The organism is Corallincola platygyrae, from assembly GCF_039544265.1.
GTDB lineage: Bacteria > Pseudomonadota > Gammaproteobacteria > Enterobacterales > Neiellaceae > Corallincola > Corallincola platygyrae.
In genome coordinates, this window is sequence record NZ_BAABLI010000008.1 from 500,017 (window position 1) to 525,703 (window position 25,687).

Annotated in this window: 25 protein-coding genes; 14 read left to right on the forward strand and 11 right to left on the reverse strand. The window is 50.2% G+C overall.

What is annotated here, in order from left to right; genetic code table 11:
* Positions 1-62: 62 nt before the first annotated feature.
* The 3 genes from ABEA14_RS07645 to mnmL all read left to right on the forward strand — a co-directional run bounded on the left by ABEA14_RS07645 (position 63) and on the right by mnmL (position 4,832).
* Entirely contained in the window at positions 63-2,039 is a 1,977-nt protein-coding gene (locus ABEA14_RS07645; protein WP_345339314.1) for a BCCT family transporter, read from the forward strand.
* A gap of 87 nt (positions 2,040-2,126) precedes the next feature.
* A complete protein-coding gene (gene ggt / locus ABEA14_RS07650) occupies positions 2,127-3,818 on the forward strand; it encodes a gamma-glutamyltransferase (RefSeq protein WP_345339315.1) in 1,692 nt (563 codons plus the stop codon).
* 93 nt (positions 3,819-3,911) lie between these two features.
* Positions 3,912-4,832, forward strand: coding sequence for a tRNA modification radical SAM protein MnmL/YtqA (gene mnmL / locus ABEA14_RS07655; RefSeq protein WP_345339317.1), 921 nt, complete (start codon positions 3,912-3,914; stop codon positions 4,830-4,832).
* 20 nt (positions 4,833-4,852) lie between these two features.
* Here mnmL and argR read toward each other — a convergent pair whose 3' ends face one another.
* Complete coding sequence (gene argR, locus ABEA14_RS07660; RefSeq protein WP_345339318.1) at positions 4,853-5,320, reverse strand: transcriptional regulator ArgR; 468 nt, start codon at positions 5,318-5,320, stop codon at positions 4,853-4,855.
* A 266-nt stretch (positions 5,321-5,586) separates the two neighbouring features.
* On the opposite strand from argR, the gene mdh reads away from it, so the two are divergent.
* Entirely contained in the window at positions 5,587-6,516 is a 930-nt protein-coding gene (gene mdh / locus ABEA14_RS07665) for a malate dehydrogenase (protein ID WP_345339319.1), read from the forward strand.
* A 63-nt stretch (positions 6,517-6,579) separates the two neighbouring features.
* Here the strand turns inward: mdh and ispB are convergent, their stop codons facing one another.
* Complete coding sequence (gene ispB / locus ABEA14_RS07670; protein ID WP_345339320.1) at positions 6,580-7,551, reverse strand: octaprenyl diphosphate synthase; 972 nt, start codon at positions 7,549-7,551, stop codon at positions 6,580-6,582.
* A gap of 264 nt (positions 7,552-7,815) precedes the next feature.
* Here ispB and rplU point away from each other — a divergent pair, with 264 nt between their 5' ends.
* The 6 genes from rplU (at position 7,816) to folA (ending at position 11,544) form a co-directional block, all read left to right on the forward strand.
* Positions 7,816-8,127 (forward strand): 50S ribosomal protein L21, encoded by a 312-nt coding sequence (rplU, locus tag ABEA14_RS07675; RefSeq protein ID WP_345339321.1) that lies wholly within the window; start codon positions 7,816-7,818, stop codon positions 8,125-8,127.
* A gap of 19 nt (positions 8,128-8,146) precedes the next feature.
* Positions 8,147-8,404, forward strand: a complete 258-nt coding sequence (rpmA, locus tag ABEA14_RS07680) for a 50S ribosomal protein L27 (protein ID WP_345339322.1) — start codon at positions 8,147-8,149, stop codon at positions 8,402-8,404.
* A gap of 162 nt (positions 8,405-8,566) precedes the next feature.
* Complete coding sequence (gene cgtA, locus ABEA14_RS07685; protein ID WP_345339323.1) at positions 8,567-9,733, forward strand: Obg family GTPase CgtA; 1,167 nt, start codon at positions 8,567-8,569, stop codon at positions 9,731-9,733.
* 28 nt (positions 9,734-9,761) lie between these two features.
* Positions 9,762-10,559: a threonine/serine exporter family protein gene (locus tag ABEA14_RS07690; protein ID WP_345339324.1), complete on the forward strand. Its 798-nt coding sequence runs from the start codon at positions 9,762-9,764 to the stop codon at positions 10,557-10,559.
* Positions 10,556-11,026, forward strand: coding sequence for a threonine/serine exporter family protein (locus ABEA14_RS07695; protein WP_345339325.1), 471 nt, complete (start codon positions 10,556-10,558; stop codon positions 11,024-11,026). The genes ABEA14_RS07690 and ABEA14_RS07695 overlap by 4 nt, the downstream gene beginning before the upstream one ends.
* 26 nt (positions 11,027-11,052) lie before the next feature.
* Positions 11,053-11,544: a type 3 dihydrofolate reductase gene (gene folA, locus ABEA14_RS07700; protein ID WP_345339326.1), complete on the forward strand. Its 492-nt coding sequence runs from the start codon at positions 11,053-11,055 to the stop codon at positions 11,542-11,544.
* Positions 11,545-11,569: 25 nt separating this feature from the next.
* Here folA and ABEA14_RS07705 read toward each other — a convergent pair whose 3' ends face one another.
* The 7 genes from ABEA14_RS07705 to lptD all read right to left on the reverse strand — a co-directional run bounded on the left by ABEA14_RS07705 (position 11,570) and on the right by lptD (position 20,414).
* Positions 11,570-13,591 (reverse strand): methyl-accepting chemotaxis protein, encoded by a 2,022-nt coding sequence (locus tag ABEA14_RS07705; protein WP_345339327.1) that lies wholly within the window; start codon positions 13,589-13,591, stop codon positions 11,570-11,572.
* Positions 13,592-13,712: 121 nt separating this feature from the next.
* On the reverse strand, positions 13,713-14,537 hold the full coding sequence (locus ABEA14_RS07710) for a symmetrical bis(5'-nucleosyl)-tetraphosphatase (RefSeq protein ID WP_345339328.1): 825 nt from the start codon (positions 14,535-14,537) through the stop codon (positions 13,713-13,715).
* Between the two features lies 1 nt (position 14,538).
* The gene (apaG, locus tag ABEA14_RS07715; RefSeq protein WP_345339329.1) at positions 14,539-14,913 is read right to left on the reverse strand and encodes a Co2+/Mg2+ efflux protein ApaG; all 375 of its coding nucleotides are present in this window, start codon (positions 14,911-14,913) and stop codon (positions 14,539-14,541) included.
* Positions 14,910-15,728, reverse strand: a complete 819-nt coding sequence (gene rsmA / locus ABEA14_RS07720; RefSeq protein ID WP_345339330.1) for a 16S rRNA (adenine(1518)-N(6)/adenine(1519)-N(6))-dimethyltransferase RsmA — start codon at positions 15,726-15,728, stop codon at positions 14,910-14,912. Before rsmA ends, apaG begins: the two co-directional genes overlap by 4 nt.
* Complete coding sequence (gene pdxA / locus ABEA14_RS07725) at positions 15,715-16,731, reverse strand: 4-hydroxythreonine-4-phosphate dehydrogenase PdxA (RefSeq protein ID WP_345339332.1); 1,017 nt, start codon at positions 16,729-16,731, stop codon at positions 15,715-15,717. Before pdxA ends, rsmA begins: the two co-directional genes overlap by 14 nt.
* A gap of 3 nt (positions 16,732-16,734) precedes the next feature.
* Positions 16,735-18,045 (reverse strand): peptidylprolyl isomerase SurA, encoded by a 1,311-nt coding sequence (gene surA, locus ABEA14_RS07730; RefSeq protein ID WP_345339333.1) that lies wholly within the window; start codon positions 18,043-18,045, stop codon positions 16,735-16,737.
* Between the two features lie 80 nt (positions 18,046-18,125).
* Positions 18,126-20,414, reverse strand: a complete 2,289-nt coding sequence (gene lptD, locus ABEA14_RS07735) for an LPS assembly protein LptD (RefSeq protein WP_345339334.1) — start codon at positions 20,412-20,414, stop codon at positions 18,126-18,128.
* A 148-nt stretch (positions 20,415-20,562) separates the two neighbouring features.
* Here lptD and ABEA14_RS07740 point away from each other — a divergent pair, with 148 nt between their 5' ends.
* The 3 genes from ABEA14_RS07740 to djlA are packed head-to-tail and all read left to right on the forward strand — an operon-like array spanning position 20,563 to position 23,080.
* Positions 20,563-21,561: an aminoglycoside phosphotransferase family protein gene (locus tag ABEA14_RS07740; RefSeq protein WP_345339335.1), complete on the forward strand. Its 999-nt coding sequence runs from the start codon at positions 20,563-20,565 to the stop codon at positions 21,559-21,561.
* The gene (gene murU / locus ABEA14_RS07745; protein ID WP_345339336.1) at positions 21,558-22,226 is read left to right on the forward strand and encodes an N-acetylmuramate alpha-1-phosphate uridylyltransferase MurU; all 669 of its coding nucleotides are present in this window, start codon (positions 21,558-21,560) and stop codon (positions 22,224-22,226) included. Before ABEA14_RS07740 ends, murU begins: the two co-directional genes overlap by 4 nt.
* Before the next feature lie 14 nt (positions 22,227-22,240).
* Positions 22,241-23,080 carry a co-chaperone DjlA gene (gene djlA, locus ABEA14_RS07750; protein WP_345339337.1) on the forward strand — a complete coding sequence of 280 codons (840 nt, stop codon included), beginning with the start codon at positions 22,241-22,243 and terminating at the stop codon, positions 23,078-23,080.
* A gap of 16 nt (positions 23,081-23,096) precedes the next feature.
* Here djlA and ABEA14_RS07755 read toward each other — a convergent pair whose 3' ends face one another.
* Together ABEA14_RS07755 and ABEA14_RS07760 are read right to left on the reverse strand one after the other, a co-directional pair.
* Positions 23,097-23,960 carry a DUF3530 family protein gene (locus tag ABEA14_RS07755; protein WP_345339338.1) on the reverse strand — a complete coding sequence of 288 codons (864 nt, stop codon included), beginning with the start codon at positions 23,958-23,960 and terminating at the stop codon, positions 23,097-23,099.
* A 9-nt stretch (positions 23,961-23,969) separates the two neighbouring features.
* Positions 23,970-24,683 carry a pseudouridine synthase gene (locus ABEA14_RS07760; RefSeq protein ID WP_345339339.1) on the reverse strand — a complete coding sequence of 238 codons (714 nt, stop codon included), beginning with the start codon at positions 24,681-24,683 and terminating at the stop codon, positions 23,970-23,972.
* A 133-nt stretch (positions 24,684-24,816) separates the two neighbouring features.
* Between ABEA14_RS07760 and ABEA14_RS07765 the strand changes: the two genes are divergently transcribed.
* Entirely contained in the window at positions 24,817-25,686 is an 870-nt protein-coding gene (locus tag ABEA14_RS07765; RefSeq protein WP_345339340.1) for an SMP-30/gluconolactonase/LRE family protein, read from the forward strand.
* Position 25,687: the final 1 nt, after the last annotated feature.

Below are 25,687 nucleotides of genomic sequence, written 5' to 3' on the forward strand. Positions count from 1 at the left end.
ACTTTGTTCTACTCGCCGCATCTAGTCTGATGCACTCTTCTCGCCCACAAACTGGTGGCTTCATGTCTGAATCCGATTCTCGGTTTCGTCTTCAAACTAAAATTAATCCTCCTGTCTTTTATGCCGCAACGCTGTTGGTTGCTCTGATTGTTGGATATGCGGTGCTGTTTCCTGAGCATGCCAATATCAAGATTTCAGAGATGCAGGGCGCCATTGTTACCAACGCAAGCTGGTTCTATGTCGCTGCGGTTGGTGTGATCCTGGTGACTGTGGCCTATTTGGGCATCAGTCGTTTGGGAGATATCAAGCTGGGCCCTGATCACGCCGAACCAGAGTTTAGTCATACCTCCTGGTTTGCCATGCTGTTTTCCGCCGGCATGGGGATTGGCCTGATGTTTTTTGGTGTGGCCGAACCGGTGATGCATTATCTTTCTCCGCCTGTAGGAGACCCGGGAACGGTTGATGCCGCTCGTGAGGCGATGAAGCTGACCTTCTTTCATTGGGGACTGCATGCCTGGGGTATTTATGCGCTGGTAGCACTGATCCTTGCTTATTTCGGTTACCGCCATGGTCTGCCATTAACACTGCGTTCTGCGCTGTATCCGCTGATAGGTGACAGGATCTATGGTCCTATCGGCCATGCTGTCGACGTTTTTGCCATTCTGGGCACCGTATTTGGCGTTGCCACTTCACTGGGATATGGCGTGTTGCAGGTTAACTCTGGCCTGCACTATCTATTTGATACTCCGGTAAATCAGACGGTGCAGGTGATCCTGATTGTTGTGATCTCGGGGTTGGCGGCGATATCTGTGGCAACCGGATTGGACAAAGGTATTCGTCGCCTGTCTGAGATTAATCTGACTTTGGCGGTGGCCTTGGTGGGCATGGTGTTGTTGCTGGGGCCCACGGTTTTGTTGCTGCAGATGTATATTCAGAATACGGGTGGTTACCTGTCCGATATCGTCAATAAAACCTTCAATATGTTTGCGTATGAGCCGACTGATTGGCTGGGGGGGTGGACCCTGCTGTATTGGGGCTGGTGGCTGTCCTGGTCGCCTTTTGTCGGCATGTTTATCGCCCGCATCTCCCGTGGCCGTACCATCCGTGAGTTTGTAATTGGTGTGCTGTTTGTGCCAACAGGCTTTACCTTCCTGTGGATGACGGTGTTTGGTAATACCTCTATCGATATGATTATGCATGGCACGGCCGATGGCCTGGCAGATGTGGTTAATCAGGATGTGTCTTTGGCATTATTTAAGTTCCTTGAATCCTTTCCCTTTTCTTCGTTTTTGTCTGTTATTGCCATCGTGATGGTAGTGGTATTTTTTGTTACCTCGTCTGACTCCGGTTCTATGGTGGTGGATATGCTGGCGTCTGGTGGTACTGATAAAACCCCAGTATGGCAGCGCGTTTACTGGGCATCGATGGAAGGGGTGGTAGCGATTGCTCTACTCTTGGCTGGGGGTCTTGGCGCACTGCAGACCGCCACCATTGCCAGCGCGCTTCCTTTCTGCATTGTGCTGATGATCGCCGGATACGGTTTGCTCAAAGCGCTGCGAATTGATGCCACCAAACGGTTCAGTTCGGAACAGGTTATTCATCCACCACGCACTGATAACAGCCTACTTGGTTGGGAGCGACGGCTTAAGAACCTGGTCCATCTGCCACGACGTAAAAATGTCGCGCAATTTATCAATGATGTGGTTTTGCCTGCGATGAATGCTGTCTCTGAAGAGTTGAACAAACACGGTGTAGATGCGCGCATTGAAGTGGTCGAAGATAAGTTTGATGCCAAGTTGGCAGTGTTTCATGGTGAGGAGCAGGACTTTTTGTACCGAGTGAGGCCCAAATCCTACCTTCAGCCCAGCTTCCTGATGGACAACGAAGATGAGGAAGCGCGCAAGTACTTCAGGGCGGAGGTGTTTCTGCTGGAAGGTGGTCAGGACTACGACATCATGGGGTGGAGCAAAGACCAGGTAATCAGTGACATGATTGACCAGTATGAGAAGCATATGCACTTCCTACATCAGGTACGCTAGGTCCGTTGCAGTTGCGAACATCGCCTATTGCATCTCATAAACAGCTGCCAGATACTCGATTAGAATTAGATCGTTAGAGGGATAACCATGCGTATCTGGCTGCTTGCTTTGAGCTGTCTTTTCTCACTCAACACCTTTGCCTACGATAGGATCTCCGGCGCCCACTTTGCCAGTCGTTCTGAAGTGATTGCTCAACACGGTATGGCGGCGACCAGCCAGCCGCTGGCGACCCAGGTCGCGTTAGATGTGCTCAAGCAAGGTGGTAGTGCAGTTGATGCAGCTATTGCTGCGAATGCATTGTTGGGATTAGTAGAACCTACCGGTTGTGGTATTGGTGGCGACCTGTTTGCCATTGTGTGGGATGCAAAAAGTCAGCGTCTACATGGTTTGAATGCCTCTGGTCGCTCGCCTAAATCTTTGACCCTCGAACACCTTCAATCCCTTGGCATAGACTACTTACCGCCATATGGTCCATTACCTGTATCAGTACCCGGCACTGTCGATGGCTGGTATGAGCTGCATGGCAAGTTCGGCAAGTTGCCGATGGATAAGTTACTGGCGCCCGCCATCAGGTACGCTGAAAACGGTTTTCCTGTCAGTGAGCTGATCGCTTATTACATGCAGCGCAGTGGGCCGCGCTTATCAAAGTATCCCGGGTTCGCTCAGGTGTTTATGCCTAATGGAAAAATGCCCGAGAAAGGTGAGATCTTTAAAAATCCAGCACTGGCTTCTACCTATCGAGCGATCGCTAAAGGTGGCCGTGATGCATTCTACAAAGGAGACATCGCAGTCAAAATCGCTGCTTATATGAAGCAGAACGACGGTTTCCTCAGCTATGAAGATCTGGCAACACACACCTCTGACTGGGTAGCCCCAGTGTCGACTAACTATCGAGGCTACGATCTTTGGGAATTGCCACCAAACGGGCAGGGCATTGCTGCACTGCAGATCCTGAATATCCTGGAGCCCTACGACATTGCCAAAATGGGATTCGATAGTCCCGAGTATGTGCACCTGTTTGTTGAAGCGAAAAAATTAGCATTTGAGGACCGCGCAAAATTCTATGCCGATCCGGCTTTTAACGAACTTCCTGTCTCAGGGTTGATATCTAAGGCGTACGCCAAAGAACGCGCAAAGCTGATCGATGTTAACAAGGCTGCCAAACGGCTGGATGCGGGTAATCCGGCACTGTATCACGGCGATACCATCTATCTGACGACAGCTGACAGTGAAGGCAATATGGTATCGCTGATCCAGAGTAACTATCGTGGTATGGGCTCAGGCATGACACCTCCGGAGCTGGGCTTTGTGCTTCAGGATCGCGGCCAAATGTTTACCCTGGAACCTGGTCACTTCAATAGCTATGAGCCCGGTAAGCGCCCCTTCCACACCATTATTCCCGCCTTTGTCACCAAAGAAGGTAAGCCATGGATGAGTTATGGTGTGATGGGAGGCGCGACTCAGCCGCAGATGCATGCTCAAATCCTTATCAACATGATCGATTTTGGTATGAATCTGCAGGAAGCTGGGGATGCACCACGTATTCTTCATACCGGCTCCAGTCAACCAACCGGCGAGCAGATGACAGACGGCGGTTACGTTAGCCTTGAGAATGGCTTTTCTGCCCATACCCGACGTGCATTGGTTCAGATGGGACACACGTTGCAGGAAGCGTCGGGACCGTACGGTGGCTATCAGGCGATCATGCGGGATCTCGAGTCGGGTGTGTATTACGGTGCGTCAGAATCCCGCAAGGATGGTCAGGCCGCAGGCTATTAAGTCACACCGACTGCTGTAGATAGGCTATTGAATATCACCCTGCTTGATCCCAAGCAGGGTTTTTCCTCATTGGCTGACTAAAATGTCGCCGCTATGCAAACACCTTTATTTCACAGCTTTGGTCATTACCTGAAGCAGCGCTTTGGCCACAAGGTCAGAAAGCTGTCCTTGCATGGTAATTTCAGTTGCCCGAACCGTGATGGCACCCTCGGGCGGGGTGGCTGTACCTTCTGTAATGTGGCGTCTTTTGTTGATGAGTCGGCGAAAATTCAGACAATTGAACAGCAGTTGGTGGTAAGGGAGCACGAGTTAAAGCGTAAAGCAGATGCATATTTGGCGTACTTTCAGGCGTACACCAGCACCTATGGTGAGCAGAAGCAATTGCAACGCCTATATGATGAGGCGTTGGCGGCACAGAATATCGTCGGATTGTGCGTCGGCACGCGGCCAGATTGTGTGCCCGACGGCGTGTTAGATATGCTTGTCGACTACCAATCGCAAGGGCAGGAGATCTGGTTGGAGTTGGGGTTGCAGACGGCGAATGATCAAACGCTGAAACGCATTAACCGTGGCCATGAATTTGCTGCCTATTGTGACACCGTCGAGCGGGCCCAACAGCGCGGCCTGAAAGTATGTACTCACTTGATTGCCGGACTACCTGGTGAAACCAAACTTGATTCGCTGGACACGCTGAACAAGGTATTGGATGTCGGGGTTGATGGCTTAAAGCTACATCCCCTGCATATTGTGGAAGGTAGCGTGATGGCAAAGGCTTGGCGTGCTGGGCGAATGCCGACCATCGATCAGGAGAGTTACGCAGATATTGCAGCTGAAATGATTCAGCGCACACCGGCTAACGTGGTGTTTCACCGTATCTCGGCCCATGCCAGACCACCGACTCTGTTGGCTCCGGATTGGTGCCAGGATAAGTGGTTGGGGCCACGTCTGATAGAAGAGAGATTAAAGCGAAGCGGGCCACAGGGGTGCTTAACAGAACAGCGGTTTGTGGCCTGACCTAAATACTTGATTGGTGATTAGCTGGAGAAAGCGAACAGGTTCTTCACTGCACCCACAGTTTTGTCCATCTCTTTAATGCTGGTCGGGGTGATAAAGATGGTGTCGTCACCGGCGATTGTACCCAAAATACCTTCGGCTTTGCCCAAAGAATCGAGTAGTCGGGCTATTAGCTGTGCTGCGCCAGGGCTGGTGCGGATAACAATAGCAACTTCGTTGTAGTCGATATCGAGAACTAGGTTCTTAAGCTGACTGGAAGTGGTGGGAACACCGAGCTCGATTGGCAAGCAGTAGACCATCTCTTGTTTGGCGTTGCGTGTGCGCACTGCACCAAACTTACTGAGCATTCGGGAGACTTTGGATTGGTTGATGTTGGCGAAGCCCTGCTGCTGCAGCGCTTTGACAATTTCCCCTTGGGATCCGAAGCACTCTTCTTTCAACAGGTTCTTGAACGAGCGTACCAAGTCTTCCTGTTTACCGTAATTCATTACTCAAATGACTACCATTCAAAAATTATGCACTCATTCTGCATAAAATTGCACTTCTCTGCAAGAGCGGAACGCTGACTGCAAAATAATCGTTGGCAGCCAAGGTTTACGCACTTTGCGCACTATTTGTTACGGGTTCAATCCGTGATCTCGGTAGTGTGACATTGATTGTATTTTCTACCTCCTTGTTTTATCGTTTTTTCAGCTCCCATGGGGGCGGAAAAGCTAAAGTCTCCTAAGATTCTCCATAAAGAAGGGAACCCACAATGAAAGTCGCTGTATTAGGTGCTGCTGGCGGTATCGGCCAGGCACTCTCTTTGTTATTGAAAACACAACTTCCAGCTGGTTCTGAGCTGGCCCTGTATGACATCGCTCCTGTAACGCCTGGCGTGGCAAAGGATCTGAGTCATATTCCTACCCAAGTAGCGATTGAAGGTTATGGCCAGGACGGTCTGAATCAGGCACTGACAGGTGCCGACATTGTATTAATCCCAGCAGGTGTACCGCGTAAACCGGGCATGGACCGTGCGGACCTGTTTAACTTTAACGCGGGTATCGTTAAGACCCTGGTTGAAGCCATTGCTGAACAGTGCCCTAAAGCCTGCGTCGGTATCATCACTAACCCTGTAAACACCACGGTAGCAATTGCTGCTGAAGTGCTGAAAAAAGCGGGCGTTTACGATCCCAAAAAACTGTTCGGTGTTACAACACTGGATGTGATCCGTGCTGAAGCCTTTATTGCTGAAGCCAAGGGCCTGAATCCAGAAGAAGTAAATATTAACGTGATCGGTGGTCACAGTGGTGTCACCATTCTGCCATTGCTGTCTCAGCTTGGTCTGGATTTCAGCGACGAAGAGATCGCAGCGCTGACTGACCGTATTCAGAACGCTGGTACTGAGGTAGTTGAAGCCAAAGCTGGCGGCGGCTCTGCAACCCTTTCTATGGGCCAGGCGGCTGCACGCTTCTGTTTGTCGCTGGTTAAAGCGATGCAAGGCGAAGCCGTTGTTGAGTGCGCCTATGTTGAAGGCCCTGGTGAGCACACCAAGTTCTTCGCTCAACCAGTTAAGCTGGGTCCAGAAGGTGTAGAAGCTGTACTGCCATATGGTGATGTCAGTGCATTTGAGCAAACCGCACTGGAAGGCATGATGGATACACTCCAGGGTGATATCCAGAAAGGTATTGAATTCGCAGGTTAATCATTCTGTGAGGCAATAAAAAAAGGCGCCAATCGGCGCCTTTTCTATGTGAGCAGCAAAAGACTAGTGGTCGCGTTGTACCGCTATTCGTGCCAGCGCTATCAACGCACCTTTGTAATCGCTGTCAGGCAAGTGTTCGAGTGCAGCGACCGCTTTTGCGGCTTCTTCATCAGCGCGCAGGCGGGTATAGGCAAACGCATCTGTTGATTCAATGGCGGCAACGATATTCGGCAATTGCGCTGGGTCTGCACCATGCTCAATCGCATCTCGGATTATCTTGCGCTGTGCGTCTGTGCCAACTTGCATTGCCCTAATAAGGGGGAGGGTGGGTTTACCCTCTGCCAAATCGTCACCCAGGTTCTTACCCAGTGCATCCGCATCCGCAGTGTAGTCAAGCAAGTCATCGACTAATTGGAATGCCGTGCCCAGATAACGGCCATAATCGGCCATCGCTGTTTTTATCGTGTCTGGTTCGTCAGCCAGTTCTGCTGCTAAGTGAGTGGCAGCTTCAAACAGCTTGGCCGTCTTACAGTAGATGACTTCCATGTAGCGTGCTTCATCTGTATCCGGGTCGTTGCAGTTCATTAACTGCATGACTTCCCCTTCGGCTATAACATTGGTGGCATCTGCCAATACGTGCATGACTTGCATCGAATCCAAGGTCACCATCATTTGGAAAGCGCGTGTATACAGGAAGTCGCCAACCAAGACGCTGGCCTGATCACCAAACATGGCGTTTGCTGTTTTGCGGCCGCGACGCATAGTGGATTCATCCACGACATCATCATGAAGTAAGGTCGCAGTGTGGATAAACTCGATAATGGCCGCTAAAACACGGTGTTTTTCGCCCTCATAGCCAAGCGCACGAGCAGCCAATGTAGTCAGAAGGGGACGCAGTCGCTTACCGCCGCTGTTAACTATATAGAAGCCGAGTTGGTTAATCAGGGCAACATCGGAGTCCAATTGCTCCATAATGGCGTGGTTGACCTGCTGCATGTCTTCTTCGGCAAGTTGCCGAATTTGCTCGAGATTCATTTCGTTCCTGAGAGTAATAGTTTATTTTTAGCGGCTGGGCATGAATGTCCATTTCAAAGCAGCAGATTCTAGCCTTTATTTATGTGCTAAAACAGTCTGATGTGATAACGATTCCGGCACACATGAGTAACACAACAGTAAACTGAAATTTGCCTTGATCGGTTAAAAACTTTTCAGTAGAATGCGCGCCCTATTGTGAATAGTAAATCGTGTCTGTCGGCCTGTATTAGATTGTCGAGGCACGCATACCAGCGGAGTTAAATCATGTACGCGGTTTTCCAAAGTGGCGGTAAGCAACACCGTGTAGCCGAGGGGCAAACCGTTCGCTTAGAAAAGCTGAACGCAGAGACCGGCGCTACTGTCGAATTCGACAAAGTGTTGATGGTTGCCAACGGTGAAGATATCAAGGTGGGTGCACCTTACGTTGATGGCAGTAAAATTACTGCTGAAGTCGTAACTCACGGTCGTGGCGCTAAGATCAAGATCGTTAAGTTCCGTCGTCGTAAGCACTCTCGTAAGCAGATGGGCCACCGTCAGTGGTTCACTGAAGTCAAAATCACTGGCATCAGTGCTTAAGTTTCAGGAGTAGAGTCAGATGGCACATAAAAAGGCAGGTGGTAGTACCCGAAACGGACGCGATTCAGAAAGTAAGCGTCTTGGCGTTAAGCGTTTCGGTGGCGAGTCAGTATTGGCTGGCAACATCATCGTTCGTCAGCGTGGTACTAAGTTCCACGCAGGCACTAACGTAGGTATCGGTAAAGACCACACATTGTTCGCAACTGCTAACGGTAAAGTTCAGTTCGAAGTTAAAGGTCCTAAGAACCGTAAATACGTAAGCATCGTAGCTGAGTAAGCTAAGCTGCTTGAAAAAGGCCTCGCGTGATGCGGGGCTTTTTTGTTTCTGAAGCCTGTAGCCGTGCTAAGGTTATACCAATCCGCATATTCTTATTCGGGTTGGTATTAGATATATCGGTCGAGCATTCGGTTCGACACAGGTTACCTCGAGAGTCAGTCCATGAAGTTTGTTGATGAAGCAGTGATCCGCGTTGAAGCGGGTGACGGTGGTAACGGCATCGTAAGTTTCCGCCGTGAAAAGTATGTGCCCAAAGGTGGCCCGGATGGTGGCGACGGCGGTGATGGCGGCGACGTGTATCTGGTGGCAGATGAAAACCTGAATACCTTGATCGATTATCGCTTTGAACGTTTTCATCGCGCTGAGCGCGGTACCAATGGCCAGGGGGCCAACTGTACTGGTAAGCGTGGTGGTGATCTCGAGCTGCGCGTGCCTGTAGGAACCCGCGCCACCGATCAAGATACAGGTGAAGTGATTGGTGACTTAACTCGTCACGAGCAGAAGCTGATGGTGGCGAAAGGTGGCTTCCACGGTTTGGGTAATGCCCGATTCAAAAGCAGTACCAACCGCGCGCCGCGTCAAAAAACGATGGGCACACCAGGTGAAGTACGCAGCCTTAAGATGGAGCTGATGCTACTGGCTGATGTTGGTCTGTTAGGTTTCCCAAATGCGGGTAAATCTACCTTCATCCGTTCAGTTTCCGCTGCCAAGCCCAAGGTTGCCGACTATCCTTTCACCACGTTGGTACCAAACCTTGGTGTGGTTCGTCCCGAGTCTCATCGCAGCTTTGTGATTGCAGATATTCCGGGGCTGATTGAAGGTGCCGCAGAAGGTGCTGGGCTGGGCATTCGCTTTTTGAAGCACCTGGAACGTTGCCGTCTTTTATTGCATGTGGTGGATATCTGTCCGGTCGATGGCTCAGATCCTGCCGAAAGTGCCGTGACTATCTTGGAAGAGTTAGCACGGTACAGTCCGAAACTGGCTGAAAAGCCGCGCTGGCTGGTATTCAACAAAACTGACCTGGTGCTTGAAGAGGAAGCGGACGAGATCATCGCCCGTGTCGTTGAAGCGTTAGGTTGGGAAGGCGACGTTTACCGCATGTCTGCGTTCAACAAAGAGGGCACGGATCCACTTTGCTGGAAGATCCTGGAATACCTGGATACCCTGCCAAGTGATCGTCTGGCCGAAGTCGAAGAAGCCGACAAGGTCGAGTTCCAGTGGGACCATTACCATGAATCTCAAATCGCTGCTGCAGCGGAGGAAGATTGGGACGATGATTGGGATGATGACGACGACGATCATGATGTAGAGATTATCTATAAGCCATAATCCTCTTTTTGCATGACGGAACAGAGTTATGTCATCGCAGCAGAAAGCTCAGTTAACTCTAGAGCAACATGAAGAAGCAACTCGACTCGCTTTATGGGGCGGGCAGTTGCTTCTCCAATACGGCGCCGAAAGCCAGTTAGTTGAAACCCTCACCCATAGGTTAGGAACCGCCCTTGGCTGTGACTGGATGGACCTGGCTGTCTCCCACAATGCCATCGTGCTTACGTCTGTCTCCGGCCCACGATACTTAACTAAAACTCGTCGCATCGTTGACCGTGGCATCAACATGACGACGGTCAGCGAGATCTGCCGCCTGGTGGTGATGGTCGAGAAAGGCCTGAAAGACGCCAACGAGGTACGAAAGAAGCTTCGTCAGTTGAGTGACAAACAGTTTCACTACAACCGCTGGTTAATGATCCTGATGGTTGGCCTGTCCTGTGCTTGTTTCGCTCGTTTGCAGGGGGGGGACTGGCCCGTATTTGGCGTGACGTTTGTTGCGTCAGCGGTGGCCATGTTTGTGCGTCAGGAGTTGCATCATCGTGGTTATCACCTGTTGATGAACTGGGTGCTATCCGCTGCTGCCGCAACCTCTGTGGCAGCGCTAGCGCCAGCCTTTAGTCTGGGCAATAAGCCCGAACTTGCAATGGCTGCCAGTGTGTTATTGCTGGTGCCCGGCTTCCCCCTGATGAATGCCATCTCTGATATGGTCAAAGGCCATGTCAATGTTGGTATTGCTCGTTGGACCTGGGCGTCGATGATGGTGCTGAGTGTCGCGTTAGGCATCTTATTAGCGATGAATCTAACGGGTGTATGGGGGTGGCTGTGATGGAGCTGCTGATTACCCTGCTGGATGACGCCTTCTTCAGTGCGATACCTGCTATTGGTTTCGCCATGTTGTTTAACGTACCGAAAAAGGCGCTCGCCTATTGCGGCGCTGCCGCAGCCATCGCCCATAGTTTACGCACCCTGTTAATCAGTTTTGGTATGTCAGTTGAGCTGGGCTCATTTTTAGTCTCGGTATTGGTCGGTGTATTGGCGTTTCATTGGGCTAAGAAAAAACTGGTACCCGAGCAGGTGTTTACTGTGGCCGCGATTATCCCAATGATCCCTGGTAAGTTCGCATTTGCGACTATGGTTGGTTTGGTTCAACTCAATATCGATGGCGCTGTCTCACCCTGGCTGTTGGGGGATGTGATTGATAATGGATTAAAAACCCTATTTATTCTCGGTGCGCTCAGTGTAGGCTTAGCCATTCCACAGCTTTTCTTGGAACGCAGTAAACCGGTCGTCTAATACGACCGGCGTTAAAGGACCCTAGCATGAAGATCTCGCTTATTGCCGCAATGGCCAACGACCGAGTTATTGGTAAAGACAACCAGATGCCTTGGCATCTACCCGCTGATTTAAAACACTTCAAGGCTGTCACTTTGGGCAAGCCCGTGGTGATGGGGCGTAAGACATTTGAGTCTATCGGCCGCCCATTGCCGGGTCGCCAGAATATTGTGATCACGCGTGATCCTGAGTGGACCGCTGACGACGTAACCGTCGTTCATGGTACAGAGCAGGCGATGATAGCGGCAGGCCCGGTTGAGGAACTGATGATTATTGGTGGTGGAAACATCTACCAGCAGTTTTTGTCCCAGGCGGATCGTCTTTATCTGACCTTCATTGAACTCGATGCTGAGGGAGATGCCTGGTTCCCAGATTACCAAGCGGAAAAGTGGAATGAGATCGAATCAGAAAGCCATGGGCCGGATGATAAGAATCGATACAACTACCGTTTTGTGACATTAGAAAAAAAGGGCTTATAAGCCCTTTTTTTCTATCTCAGAATCGTTACAGCTTAAATCGACTGACAGATTGTTGTAGCTGCTCAGCAAGCTGAGAGACTGACTGACTGGCATCGGATGTTGCCTGGGCGCCTTGGCTGGTTTCCTCTGACAAATCGACCATAGCGATGAGCTTTTCATGGATCTCCGCTGATACCAGGTTCTGCTCATCGGCTGCCTGGCTGATATGACTGCTCTTGTCATTTATCTGTCCCACAGAGTCGGCGATATTCTGCAATGCTCGGTCGGATTGCTCGGTCTGCTCAACACACTGTTTGGCGATATTGCCACTGGTCGACATAGCACCAACTGCATCCCCGGCTTTTTGCTGCAACAGGTCGATCATCTGCTGGATTTCAGCAGTGGAGCTCTGGGTACGACTCGCTAAATTTCGGACCTCATCTGCGACCACGGCAAAACCACGCCCCTGTTCCCCTGCGCGGGCAGCTTCAATAGCAGCATTCAGTGCCAGCAGGTTGGTTTGTTCGGCAATGCCCTGAATGACATCGATAACGCTGCCAATCTTATCGCTTTCCTGGTTTAGCTCTGCGATCACCTGTTCAGCTATGTCGACTTCTTCGGCCAGTTGCTGAATCTGTTGCTGGGTTCGCGCTGACAAGTCGCTGACGTTGGCGACATCTTCGTCAGCTTGAGAGACCTCATTCTGTGTGGCCTGTGCTGTACTGGCGACCAGTTCAGAGCTACTGCTTAACTCTGTGGTGGCGGTTGCCACTTGCTCTATCTGTGCTTTCTGAGCTTGTATGGAATCCGTTGTTTTTTGCGTAATTGACAGGGTCTTGTCTGAGGCTTGGTTTAGTTCTTCCGCACTGTTGAGGATACTCTGAATCAGCTGGCGAAGGTTACCAATCAGGCTGTTAACGTTGGTTGCCAGAACCGCAAACTCATCATCGCCCTTATCATTTAGCTGACGGCTAAGATCCCCTGTCGCCGAGATCTTCAGAATATGATTAACCTTAGCCAATGGCCTGAGAATACTGCGTATGGTGGCATAGGCGATACCCAATGCTACAGCGAGACTGAGCAGTATCACCACAATATTCAGACTGGTGCTGGTTGAGACGGTACTTTGAACATCGCTATCTAGGGCTGTCACCATATTGCTGGAATGGGCCAGTAGGGCTTCCAGGTGGGTTTCGAGATCGGTTAAGGCCTGCTGACTAGTGGTTTTAGTCTCGGTGAGTTTTTCTTCCAATTGAAGGCGTTGCCTGTGCACAGAAGCCAAGTTTTTTTCTGAAGAGAGGGCTGTCTGAAGGGCTTCCAACTGAGTATTAATATCTGAAACCAGTTCCGGATCATCAATGGCACCGGCTTTGCTGTTCATAAATTGCATCTGCACATTGATGTCACTCAGCAGATATCCGAGTTCGTCGGATAGCTGGTCCACCTGTTCCACCGTTGCGCTTTGAGCGATTGCACTGAGAACTTTGAGTAATTGAGTAAGCTGCCCCTCCAACTTAATGGCCACCGCTGCTGCCGACGCCTGTTCTCCATCATTAGGATCTGCAAAGTCTGCTAGATCTAATAGCATGCCGCCAGCATCGGCGGACATATCATCCAGTTCCTGTAGCTGTTGTGATTCGGCCATGGTGATTTCAAGGGAGCTATTTAGGAGTTGCTGAAGCTCTGTCGCGATCCCTTGATAGAGGTTGAAGCTATTGGATACCTGCTGTGTTGCTTCTGCTAAGCCAGTGTCACTTTGCAGCAGGGGCTGGTTTTCCTGCAAACTGGCAGTGAACTGTGTTTGTAGCTGGCTCAGGTTTTCAGCTGTTGATTGCAGGCTGGCAATATCTTTGAGGTGCAACGCTTTGGTTTGCGTTTTATCTATATCGCCTAGGATCTGAATCAGCTGATTACTGGCTTTAAAGCTAGGCAGTGCTAATTGACTGACTTGGCTCTGGCTTGAGCCAACATTATACAAGCCCGCTGTTGAGCTTATGCCGACAACGAGTAAAAGCAGGGTAAGCACGGCGAATCCTGCTATGATCCGCACCGCTACGGTGAACTTCATACCTTTTTCCCCAATGTATTCTTTTTATTATTATTTTAGGTCTATAGAACAATAGTGATTATCACTACGCCTAAAAGGTAGGATAGTACGAATATGCGGGGTGGAAAGCTGTGCGGTTTGTCTACTTTGTAGGCAAAGTGCAGGGCAGGCTATGTCTGGTTTGAGTTTCCCAGCAGAGGGCGGTCAGGTTATTTCCCCAAACGCATCCAGTATCTAACGCGTGGATCGTATCGTTACCTGTATTCCCTAACAAAGATGCCCAGTGTCCAAACACTAACGGAGGATCCGAGTGTTGGCTGCGGCAGTTAAACCAGGGGACTAGCTCGCTGTTATCATTGTTTTCGGGGGCGGTTTTGCATTGCATTTCGAGGCTAAGGTCTTGCCTGTAAACGAATCGCATGCGAGTCAGAGCGTTAATTGTGAAACGGAGGGATTCCTCTTTGCTTAGGTTTTCAGACCACAAAGAAGGACCGTTACCATACATGTTTCGGAGTAGTTTTCGGTACTCGTTGCCGCGGAGCTTTTTTTCAACCTTTCTGGCCGCTTTCTCTGCGCTATCCACACTCCACTGCGGTGGGATCCCCGCATGTGTCATGACAAACCTGTGGTCAGGATGGCGCTTAAAAAGGGGTTGATGCCTCAACCAATGCAGCAGTTCATCCCTGTCGGGAGCATTCATTAGGTTGGCGAGTTGGTCTTTGTCTTTAACTTTGGCAAAACCCTCGGCGCAGGCGAGCAGGTGAAGATCGTGGTTGCCAAGTACCGTTATCGCAGAATCCCCCAGTGATTTCACAAACCGAAGGGTTTCCAGCGATTTTGCGCCGCGCGCAACCAAGTCCCCAGTTAGCCAGAGCTGGTCTGTTTTGCTATCAAACTCTACCTGTCTAAGCAGGGCGTCCAATTCATCGAAACAGCCCTGAATATCACCGACGATATAAGTCGCCATCTCAGTTCACTGTACCGGGGATCGCCAGTCGGAAAGCAGGAATTGGCGCTTTGAAGCGGGCCCCTGATGCGGTTTGCATCAGGTAGTGCCCCTGCATAAAGCCGATTGGGGTAGGAAATGCTGCGCTGGAGGTGTACTCAAACTCATCGTCCGGTGCGATATAAGGCTGTTCTCCTACCACTCCGGGGCCATGCACTTCATTGGCTTCGCCATTGCCATCGGTGATAATCCAGTGGCGCTCGAGCAACTGGATCTCTTCTTCACCCATATTCTCTATGGTGATGGTGTACGAGAACAGGTAGTGCTCATTTTCCGGTGTTGAGTGCTCCTCCATATATTCGGGCTCAATGGTTATTCGTATGGAGGGTTGGCTCATTGGTTCGCCTCGGCTTCATCTACTGCATTGGCGATAGCGACGAATTGCGCCACAGTCAGCTCCTGTGGACGCAACTTATCACTGATTCCGAGGCTAGCAAGCAGGTCAGGCTCCAGTAAGTTTTTAAAGCAGTTGCGTATTGTTTTTCGGCGCTGGTTGAATGCTTCTAAACAGACTCGGTTAAGGGTCTTCACCGAATTTACTGGATGTGGTGGAGTTTGGTGAGGTATTAACCTGACAACGGCAGATTCAACTTTAGGCGGCGGCTGAAAAGACTCAGGCGGCACGTGAACCACAGGCAAAACCTGACAGTAGTACTGCGTCATAACTGTCAGGCGGCCGAACTGTTTGGTGCCAGGGCCGGCTGCCATGCGTTCAACAACCTCTTTTTGCAGCATAAAGTGCATGTCTTTGACATGGGGAAACTGAGCAAACAGGTGGAACATCAAAGGAGTAGAGATGTTATAGGGCAGATTGCCAAAAATCCGCAAAGGACCACCAAGTTCCTTTGCCAGGGCGGCAAAGTCAAACCGCATCGCATCCATCTCATGAATGGTGAGCTTGGGTGCCAAAAACGGATGGTGGCGCAGGCGTTCGGCGAGATCTCTGTCCAACTCAACAACATGCAAGTGGTCTGTCTCGTCAGCAACAGGCTCTGTTAGTGCACCCAGTCCAGGACCAATTTCAACCAGAGGCTCTCCTGGCTGAGGGTGAATAGCCGTGACAATTTGTTCGATAATGTGATGGTCGTTGAGGAAGTTCTGACCAAAACGCTTCCGGGCCGTATGGCCCATATGTTTTCTATTCTGTGCCATCTCGCTCAGCCTGTCTGTTCACCATATCTATCGCCTGGTTAATCGCGACAAACATACTGCCTGGATCTGCATTGCCACTGCCGGCTAGTTCTAATGCCGTTCCGTGATCGACGGAGGTCCGCGTAAATGGGAGTCCCAGTGTAATGTTCACGGCCGCACCAAAACCTTTGTATTTGAGTACCGGAAGCCCTTGATCGTGATACATCGCCAGAACGACATCAGCGTCATCCAGGTATTTCTCTTGAAATACGGTATCTGCCGGGTAGGGGCCTCTAAGATCAAAACCTTCGGTCTCTCTTAGCGCTGTCATTACTGGCTCAATAACTTCTATCTCTTCACGTCCCAGGTGACCATCTTCACCTGCATGGGGATTCAGGCCACAAACGAATATCGAAGGGTTTTTGATAGCGAATTTGTTGACCAGATCTTTGTGCAGAATTCGGATGATGTTTTCCAAGCGCTCAGCAGTAATCGCTTTGGAGACGTAAGCGAGGGGAATGTGAGTGGTTACCAGTGCAACCCTTAATCCCTCGGTGGCAAGCATCATTACGACGTCATTGACGCCAGCTTCCTGAGCAAAGTACTCGGTGTGGCCACTGAACGGTACTCCTGCGCGATTGATAACACCTTTATGGACCGGACCAGTGACAATGGCATCAAATTGATTGTCCATATTGCCATGGCAGGCTTGTCGAAGTGTTTCAACAACGTACTGGCCGTTTTGTTCGTCCAATTTTCCGGGGGTAACCGTATGGTTTAATGGTACCGGCAGTACGGTAAGGGTACCCTTAGCCTGTATTTGTGGGGCGGCTTTGGGGTCGTAGTCGCGTAGCGAAACAGGCAGACCCAATTGTTGTGCGCGTTGCGTCAACAGTGAAGGGTCGGCTACGACAACCAGCTCAACAGGCCACTCTTGTTGAGCCATTTGTATGACGAGGTCGGGACCTATACCTGCAGGCTCGCCTGCCGTCACAGCGATGCGTTTCACCTTACTTAGGCTCATTGCTTATCCCTGTTCTGATTCTTCATCCAGGATCTGGATGTAGGCTTCAGCACGGATTTCACCCAACCAAATACCTTGCTGCTCGATAAATTTACGGTTGAATATCAACTGATAAGCTTTGTCTTTTTGTCTATCTTCAGTAGCGTCATTAATTCGGCGTTCATGTAACTGAACGATGTGCCAACCATGCTGTGTTCTGAATGCATTTGATATCTGGCCGGGTTTCAATTCAGCTAATGCGCGTTGAAATGCTGGCACATAGGCATTGGGATCGCTCCATCCCAGCTCCCCCCCGTTGGGAGCAGAGCCTGGGTCATCTGAATATCGGCTAGCCAGTTCAGGGAAGGTTGCATCGTCTTTTCGCAGATCGGTTGCAAACTGATTCAGCATTTGTTCCGCTTTCTCTTCGCTCAGAATGATGGAAGGTTTGATCAAAATATGTCGAGAACTGATCTCTTCAACTTCTACTTTTTCTGCGCCGCGGATATCAAAGATTTTGATTAGGTGAAAGCCTCGGCTGGTGCGAATTGGGCCGATGATTTCACTTTTATTGGCATCGCCAGCGATCTCAGCAAAAAGCGTTGGCATTTCATTTAGGTTCATCCAACCCCAATCACCGCCCTCCAGCGCTTTAGGGCCTGAACTACTGGCAATGGCTGTGCGGGCAAAATCGGCCCCTTCGTTCAGCATTTTCAGTACCTTGTTGGCAGTTTCTTCTGCCTGAGTCATCTGTTCTGAGCTGGCTTCGTTTTCGAGCCCAATCATGATGTGACCCACGTGATATTCAACTTCTTTAGCTCCTTCTTCGTTCATTTGCCGCACAAGGCTGTCGATCTCTTGTGGTGTAATATTAACGCGGCGGCGAACGTTGATGCGGCGGACATCACCCGTGGTTAGCTCTTCTCTGACTTTCAGACGGAAGTGTTCATAGCTTTGACCTTCAGATTCCAGTTTTTGGCGGAACTGCTCTAGGGTCAGACCATCGTCTTTGGCAATATTCTCTAACGTTTGCTGCAGTTGTGCGTCAGCGATCTGCAGCCCCATTCTTTCTGCGAGCTGCAGCTGCAAACTTGTCATGATTAAGCGGTCAAGTACCTGAACTCGCAGTGCGCGATCTGATGGCAACGTCTGGCCAGCTTCCTTGGCGTTACGTTTGATGTCACCCATCATTTCATCAATTTCACTTTGTAGAACAACACCTTCGTTGACGATGGCTACAACCTTATCAAGAAGCTGAGGTTCCTCAGCTGCCAGCCCCGTGGAGTAAAGAGCCACAACAAGCAGCAGGCTTTGTTTCAGATGACGGAGTTTCATACGGAGTTCTTCTTTCGTTTTTTTCTCAAGTGAGCAGACCCGCCTATGTTGGCGGGCCTGACAGTCTATCACAGGGGCTGCTAGTTGTTGATATACTCGTTTCGTAAGTCGCCGAACAGAGAGTCTGACTCCATTTCCTGATAACCAGGTGTGCTGGCGCCGCCGAAGCCTTTAATAATAAAGTTTACCCATACTCCACTATCGAACTCATCGCGAGATGAGGCGGGGGCATCATCATCAGGGAAGTTGGTATTGAGGTACCTGTGGTAGCCAACACGAATCGCGTAGCAACAAGACTCAAACTGCAACCCTAAGTAAGTTTCAATGGAGCGATTCTCTTCTAGATCTTTATACCAAGATCCCACCATTTGAATGCCGTCAGTCAAGGGCCAACTCGCTAGCACGCCCAGCTGATTTACTTTGTCGGTCTCAGTAATTTCTGGCAAATATCTGTGATTCAGTTGGATACGTTTATTGGGCTCAGGTTGGTAGTTGATCATCGACGCGTTCTTCAGGGTTTTGCCTTCGGAAGTGTCATACTGCACTTCGTTGTGGAAATACCAGTTCTGATCCAGGAACACATCTAACTCTGCAGCGAGCGCCGAATGGCTCTCTGTCACCTGAGTGGTGTCGTCAGTCAGCGTTACTTCACTATCAGACAGGTAATAGATCTGGCCCAGGCTGAAACGAAGTCTTTCTCTGCTTCTTTCATCTATAAATCGGGTTGTTGCACCCAGAGTTAACTGATTGGCGTCTGCGATCCTATCAAGGCCAACGTAACGGCGAGCCCGGAATAGAGAATCATAGTCATACTGCAATTGGTTGGTGTCATAAATTCCGATATTGTCCTGGTTTTCATGAGGTACATAGACGTACTGCGCTTTTGGCTCAAGGGTTTGCAGATAGCTATCACCAAAGATGGAGGCATCACGTTCGAAGTTAAGTGAGCCAAACATGCGAAAACTCGGCAGAGTACGACTTACAGAAGAGTCGAAAATTTCATTGAATGGTTCATCCTTGGTGTTCTGTTCATAGAACGTTTGGTAAAGCTTGGCTTCAGTCAGCAGTGTGTAGCTTGGCCCACCCAGTGGCACACTTAGAGTTGGTTCAATATGCAATCGAGAAGCTGTTGGGATGTCGCTATCTCTGTGGTCAAAGTAAACCACTTCACTATAAAGATCGAAATCTACATAGGGCAGTACTTCAGGCTCTCTAAAGGTTGCTTCAATGGCAGGTAGCATACGGTGAGAGCTAAGAGAGTCACCCAGTTCCTCGTAATCAAGTAAGCGAATGTTTACTTGCCAGTCTTTCTCGTAGTAACCCACATCTGCGGTGCGCTCTAAGCGGTTATCTGTACTGGAAGCAACATCAGATCCTAAGTCATTGAGATAGTTGTCATCACTGATGGTGGTGTAATCAAAGTAGCCACGCCAGTGTTTGTTCCAACGTGTTTCTTGTTCCCAATGAAATAGATAACGCTCATCTTCATTGATCAGGCTGTCATCTTTATTCATATATTCCAGGTTGAACTGGCCATAATGTCTTTCTGTCAGATATCGGTACTCAGTGATTAATTGGGTACCTCGATCGCTCATGTAACGCGGAGTAATGGTGGCATCCATGCTGGGGCCGATGTTCCAGTACCAAGGGGTCTGCATCTCAAAACCATTGTCAGAGCTATTGCCTACGCTTGGAAAAAGGAAGCCGCTTTTGCGTTTGTCACTGACGGGAAATGTGAAATAGGGAACATAAATGACGGGTGTATCCTTAATGTATACCCAAGAGCCCCAACTCTCGCCCCACTCCTCGTCACCATTGATAATGACTTCGTCCGCTCTCAGCTCCCAGCTGTTGTCGCCCTCGGGACAGGTGGTAAATGAGCCTTCTTCGAGTACAACCAGGTTGCCGCTCTCTAACGCGATGCGTTCAGCTTTTCCCCGCCCGAGTTGACCTGAAAACTGGTATTCGGCTTTGGTCAATTCAGCGGTACCCGTAGTAACGTCAGCTGACAGCTTTTCACTGCTGATATCTAACCAGCCGTCAGAGTAGCGAATGCCCCCTTCGGCATTGACCCGTTGTTGCTCTCTGTCGACGGAAACATGATCAGCCTGCAGGGTTCTGTCTCCCTGCTTTAACTGAACGTCCCCCTGAAAACTCGCCTCCTGGCCATCTCCAGCGGCGCGGCCAGCGGAGATCTCCAAAGGCAGGTTACCCAGAGTTTTTCTATCGGTCGGCGGTTTGGCCGCAGTGGTGTAGCATTGGGACATTGGCAATTGAGCAATATCTTCCTGTTGTACCACAGGTGCTTGCGGCTCTGCATACGCCCACATAGATGCCGTAAGAGGCAGTGCTAACAACAAAAAACGCATCCGTTTTCTCTTTATTATTGGGTCCGGCAGGATATCGAGCCGATCACGTATTCGGCATCAATTCAAAGTTACTTAATAAGATATGATACTTGACCGCTTTTGACTCTGTTAACCTTGCTAGCAATTTTATTGAGAATTATTTTGCAAAATGACCGATCTACGTCTCGATTTGCTCGAAAAGTGGGCAAATGAACAGCTTGATACCCAAGATATTTCACTTTCGCCTGTTTCTGGGGATGCCAGTTTTCGTCGCTATTTTCGTTGTCAGGTTAATCAACAAAGCTACATTGTGGTTGATGCGCCGCCGACTCATGAAGACAGCCGACCCTTTGTTGCCATCGCTGAAGCCTATCTAAAGGCTGGTATTAAGGTGCCGGAGCTTATCTCTGTCGACCTTGAACAGGGCATGATGTTGCTCTCGGATTTTGGCGACACGCTGTTGTTGTCGGAGCTGAATGAGCAAACCGCTGGTTTCCTCTATAGCCATGCGCTGCAACTGTTACCACAGGTCATTCGGGTCACTGAAACTGCTGAAGGGCAGTTACCCCCGTTCGATGAAGCGCTTCTTGCCAGAGAAATGGCGCTGTTCCCTGACTGGCTGTTAAACAAGCATTTAGGTATTTCACTTGATGATGAAGAGCGTGACTTGGTTGATGAGGCCTTTGCCTTGTTGATTGAAAACTCTTTACAACAGCCGCAGGGAGGCGTTCATCGTGACTATCACAGCCGCAACCTGATGGTGTGTGAAGATGGCCTCGGTGTGATCGATTTTCAGGATGCCGTAGTGGGTCCAGTTACCTATGACGCTGTTTCACTGTTGCGGGATTGCTATGTGCGTTGGCCTGACGCGCTTGTTTATGAGTTGCTGGCACGTTGGCAAGACCTGTTGGTCGCTGAAGAGTTGCTTGCCCCTGAGATTGATGAAGATACGTTTCGGCGTTGGTTTGATTTGATGGGAGTTCAGCGTCACCTGAAGGCGGCGGGTATTTTTGCACGTCTTTACCATAGGGATGGCAAAGACGGATATCTGCCCGATGTACCCCGTACCGTCCAGTATATCGTGGATATTGCTGGCTGTTACCCTGAGCTAAGCGAGTTTGCAAACTGGGTAGAGCAGCGGGTGCTTTCGGAGCTAAACAAATCATGAAGGCAATGATCCTGGCTGCAGGACGTGGAGAACGAATGCGGCCTTTGACTGATATGGTTCCTAAACCTTTGCTGGAGGTCGGTGGACTTAGTTTAATCGAGCATCATCTCACCGCGTTGGCTGAGGCTAGATTTGACGAAGTGGTGATCAATCATGCTCACCTTGGGCATATGATTGAAGAGAAGCTGGGCAATGGTGACAAGTATGGCGTCGCCATTAGCTATTCTCGTGAAACCACCGGCGGGCTGGAAACTGCTGGTGGGATTATTAATGCTATGCCATTGCTCGGTGAAGAACCTTTTCTGGTGGTCAATGGGGATGTTTTTACTGACATCGACTTTGGGCTACTGCGAGATTTAAGCCTGCAGGATAAGCTCGCCCATTTGGTCTTGGTGCCAAATCCAGAACACAATCCTGAAGGGGATTTTTCGCTTGAAGCGGGACTGGTTGGAATGAGTGAAGGTCAAAAACATACCTTTGCCGGTGTTGGCATCTATCATCCAGAATTGTTTTCGGGTCAGCCTAAGGGTAAGTCACCGCTGGCGCCGCTATTAAAGAAAGCGATAGCCGAGCGGCGAGTGTCTGGGCAGTTGCATACAGGAAGCTGGACTGATGTGGGTACACCGCAAAGGCTTGCTGAATTGCAGCAACGTCACGGCAGATAGTGATGGGGGCGAATGTGAAGTTGCGGATATGGGGAAAGGTATTTGGTGCGGCCATTGGTTTTGTGCTGGGCAAGTTTCCAGGCATGGTATTTGGCGCCGCATTAGGCCACCTGTTTGACCGTTCCCTGGCGAAACAGATTGATCATGCGGGGGGCTTTTCCGCGCTCTTTGGTCAACCCCAGGTTGCTTCACAAGCGTTCTATTTCTATGCCATGTTCAGTGTCATGGGCCACATTGCTAAAGCGCGTGGACAGGTGACGCCGAAGCAGATCCAAGCGGTTTCCGCTGTTATCCGCCAGATGCAGTTAACGGAGGAAGCACAAAAAGAGGCTCAGGCGGCATTTCGCGAAGGTAAAGATCCTGCTTTCCCACTTGAACGCACTCTGTCTGAATTTCGCTACGCCTGCGCCGGCCGGCACGATGTACTGCAGGTATATCTGGAAGCGCAGATTCAGGTTGCGTATGCCGAGCCTCCACTGGCATCGGAGCAGCGCAAACTCTTGGCAGAAGTCGCGCGCGTACTGGGGTTTGACACCAATAGCTTTAATCGCTTACTGACGATGATCGAGGCCGAGATGGCCTTTCGGCAGCAACAGGATCGTTCAGAGCGAGCAAAAACACCCAGCGCTCAACATGGTGCGTTACGACAGGCTTATAGGTTGCTGGGGGTAGAGCGTACAGATGATGACAGCAAGATTAAGAAGGCCTACCGCAAATTGATGGCTCAGCATCACCCAGACAAATTGGCAGGTAAAAATGTACCAGAAGAGGTGATGCGATTGGCTAAGCAGAAGTCTCAGGACATTCAGGCTGCCTACGAAGTGATTAAGCAGCACCGTAAATCACGGAGTTAATGCAGCCAACCTTCTACTACCAGCCCAGATAGGTCAACCAACCGTAGATCTCTTTCCAAAGTCGTTCGTCTGTCCGAGTCATGTCGACGTCACCAAACAGCTCCCGCTGGCGATAATGCAGTTTGAAGTGTTTGTTCGCCAGTTGAGGCCTCAGGGTAACCGTGTCCTGTACCCATCGGTTGTCATAACGAGTGTAGATATCCAGTACGGGGATATCTGTTTTGGCCATCGCTTCTGCCAGAGCAATGTTCATCTGATGCTGGGGAAGGTAAGCACCAATATTGATTAAGGCATCGGGTGGCCCAAGGCGTTTAGCTTCATACAACTGAGTTAACCAGCCCGCGCTGCTGCCTTGGGCTATCACCAGATAAAATCCTGGGTGTTTAGAGGACTCCTCAACTGTCGCGTCCATTCTTGCAATAATTTGAGTCAGGTAGGCTTCAGACTGTTCTTCTCGGATCTCATCGTTCAGCCATTCGTCAGCTTGAATAGGGTGAGCTGGTGTCGGGGCTTCTCTGGCTGTGTCTATCTCTTCAGGTTTTTCCAAAGGAGACGTGTAATTGGGGTTGTGCAGTTGTGGTGGCGCCGTTATGGCAATGGTAACCCAGCCATGGTTTGGCATCAGTTCGCTTAGGTAGCCCACACCCTGCTGCTGGCTGGGGGGGACACTCCAATCGGGAACCAGAATTGCAACGCCCTTGGTTTGTGGTGTGAGTGCGTCTCGTTTTAAAGCCTGGAATGCATTGTCGCCCTGTCCCAATGTGATCAACTCGCCATCACGATCATAGCGCGACAAATTGTCGAGCGAACTCGCCAAAGCGGAGTAGGACAAAAAGCTGATTGTCCATGCCAGGATTGGGACGATAGCGCGTATTAGCATCCGTATCTGTTAGTGATTTGCAACAAACCCTATCTGTTTATCGACCGAAGTTGGTAAAGGTTTACCCAAAAACGGGCACGGTGCCTCAAAAGTCAGCCATTCATTGCTGATTGGGTGGTAGAGGCCCAGGGTTGACGCATGAAGTTGCAGGCGAGAGGCGAGAGCCAGCGCGTCTTCGTGTGCATAAAGGCGATCGCCCAAAATGGGGTGGCCGAGGCTTAGCATATGTACCCGTAACTGATGACTTCGCCCTGTTATCGGGGTTAGCTCCACTTCGGAGTGTTTTTCACCTTCGCCAATAACCCGCCAGAGAGTTTGCGAGGGTTTGCCGCGCTCATGATCTACCATCTGCTTAGGGCGGTTGGGCCAATCGCAGATCAGTGGTAAGTCGACAGTGCCTTCACTCTGTTCTGGATGCCCCCAGATAAGGGCATGGTAAGTTTTCTTCGTTGCCCGTGTTTCAAACTGCCGACTGAGTGCGCGATGATTATCTGCCCCCAAAGCAATCACGATTAAGCCTGAAGTCGCCATATCCAATCGATGCACGATACGAGCCTCAGGCCAAACGCGTTGAACTCTGACCGCCAGGCTATCTCTATGCTCTATAGCTTTACCTGCTACGGTCAAAAGCCCGCTGGGTTTATTAAAAACCAGCAAGGCATCGTCTTGATAGATCAGCTCAAAGGCAGGGAATGTTGGTGGGTGATATTCAATTAACGCCATCAGTTTGGTGTGTTGTACCCAAGGTCAAAAAACGGCCTGAATGATACTGCGAGTGATTGCGGTTTGCCAGTGTAGCCCGGTGGGCTATAGTGTGCGGTTCTGAAATTGTTCTGTTCCCGCATGGAGAATAAATATGAGTGAAGTGGTAACTGTATTGGCTAACTGCGCCCAATTGGCAGAGTGTCCACGCTGGGATCATGAGCAGAGCAAGTTGTACTGGGTAGATATTGATGCGGGACGACTTCATCAATTTGATCCAGCGACTGGCGAGAATACCTTTCTTCAACTGGAGGAAGAGATCGGTTGTTTTGCACTACGCGAAAAAGGTGGCTTTGTCGCTGGTCTGCGCTCCGGTTTTGTCTTTATTGATTCGATGGCTGGGGGTATAACTCCGATAGCCGACCCGGAGGCTGACAAGCCTCATCAACGCTTTAACGATGGTCGCTGCGATCCAGCGGGACGCTTTCTCGCTGGTACGCTGAATCCGAACAAAGACCATTACAGTGGCCACTACTACAGCCTGAATACACAGCTGGAAACGAGTAAATTAGTGGGAAACAACTGGACCTCTAATGGCCTGGCGTTTAGTCCTGATGGAAAGACCCTCTATTACTCAGATACACCTCGCCATGTGGTGTTTGCCTGTGATTATGACGTTGCCACGGCACAGGTAAGTAACGAAAGAGAGTTTATTCGTTTTCCCCATGGTTGGGGCCGTCCTGATGGCGCAGCAGTCGACAGTGAAGGTTACTACTGGAGTGCGCTTTATGGTGGTGGTCGTGTGGTTCGGATCAGTCCATCAGGTCAAATCGTTAACACCATTGCTGTGCCAGCCAAGAATCCGACTATGGTGGCGTTTGGCGGTGCAGATCTTAAAACACTTTATATCACCACGGCTGATACCACCTACTCACCGGAAAAGGCGCAGTATCCACTGTCTGGCAGTATTTTCGCGGTCGAAGTGCCAGTCGCCGGGCTCGCAGAGCCCAAGTTCAAGGGCTAAA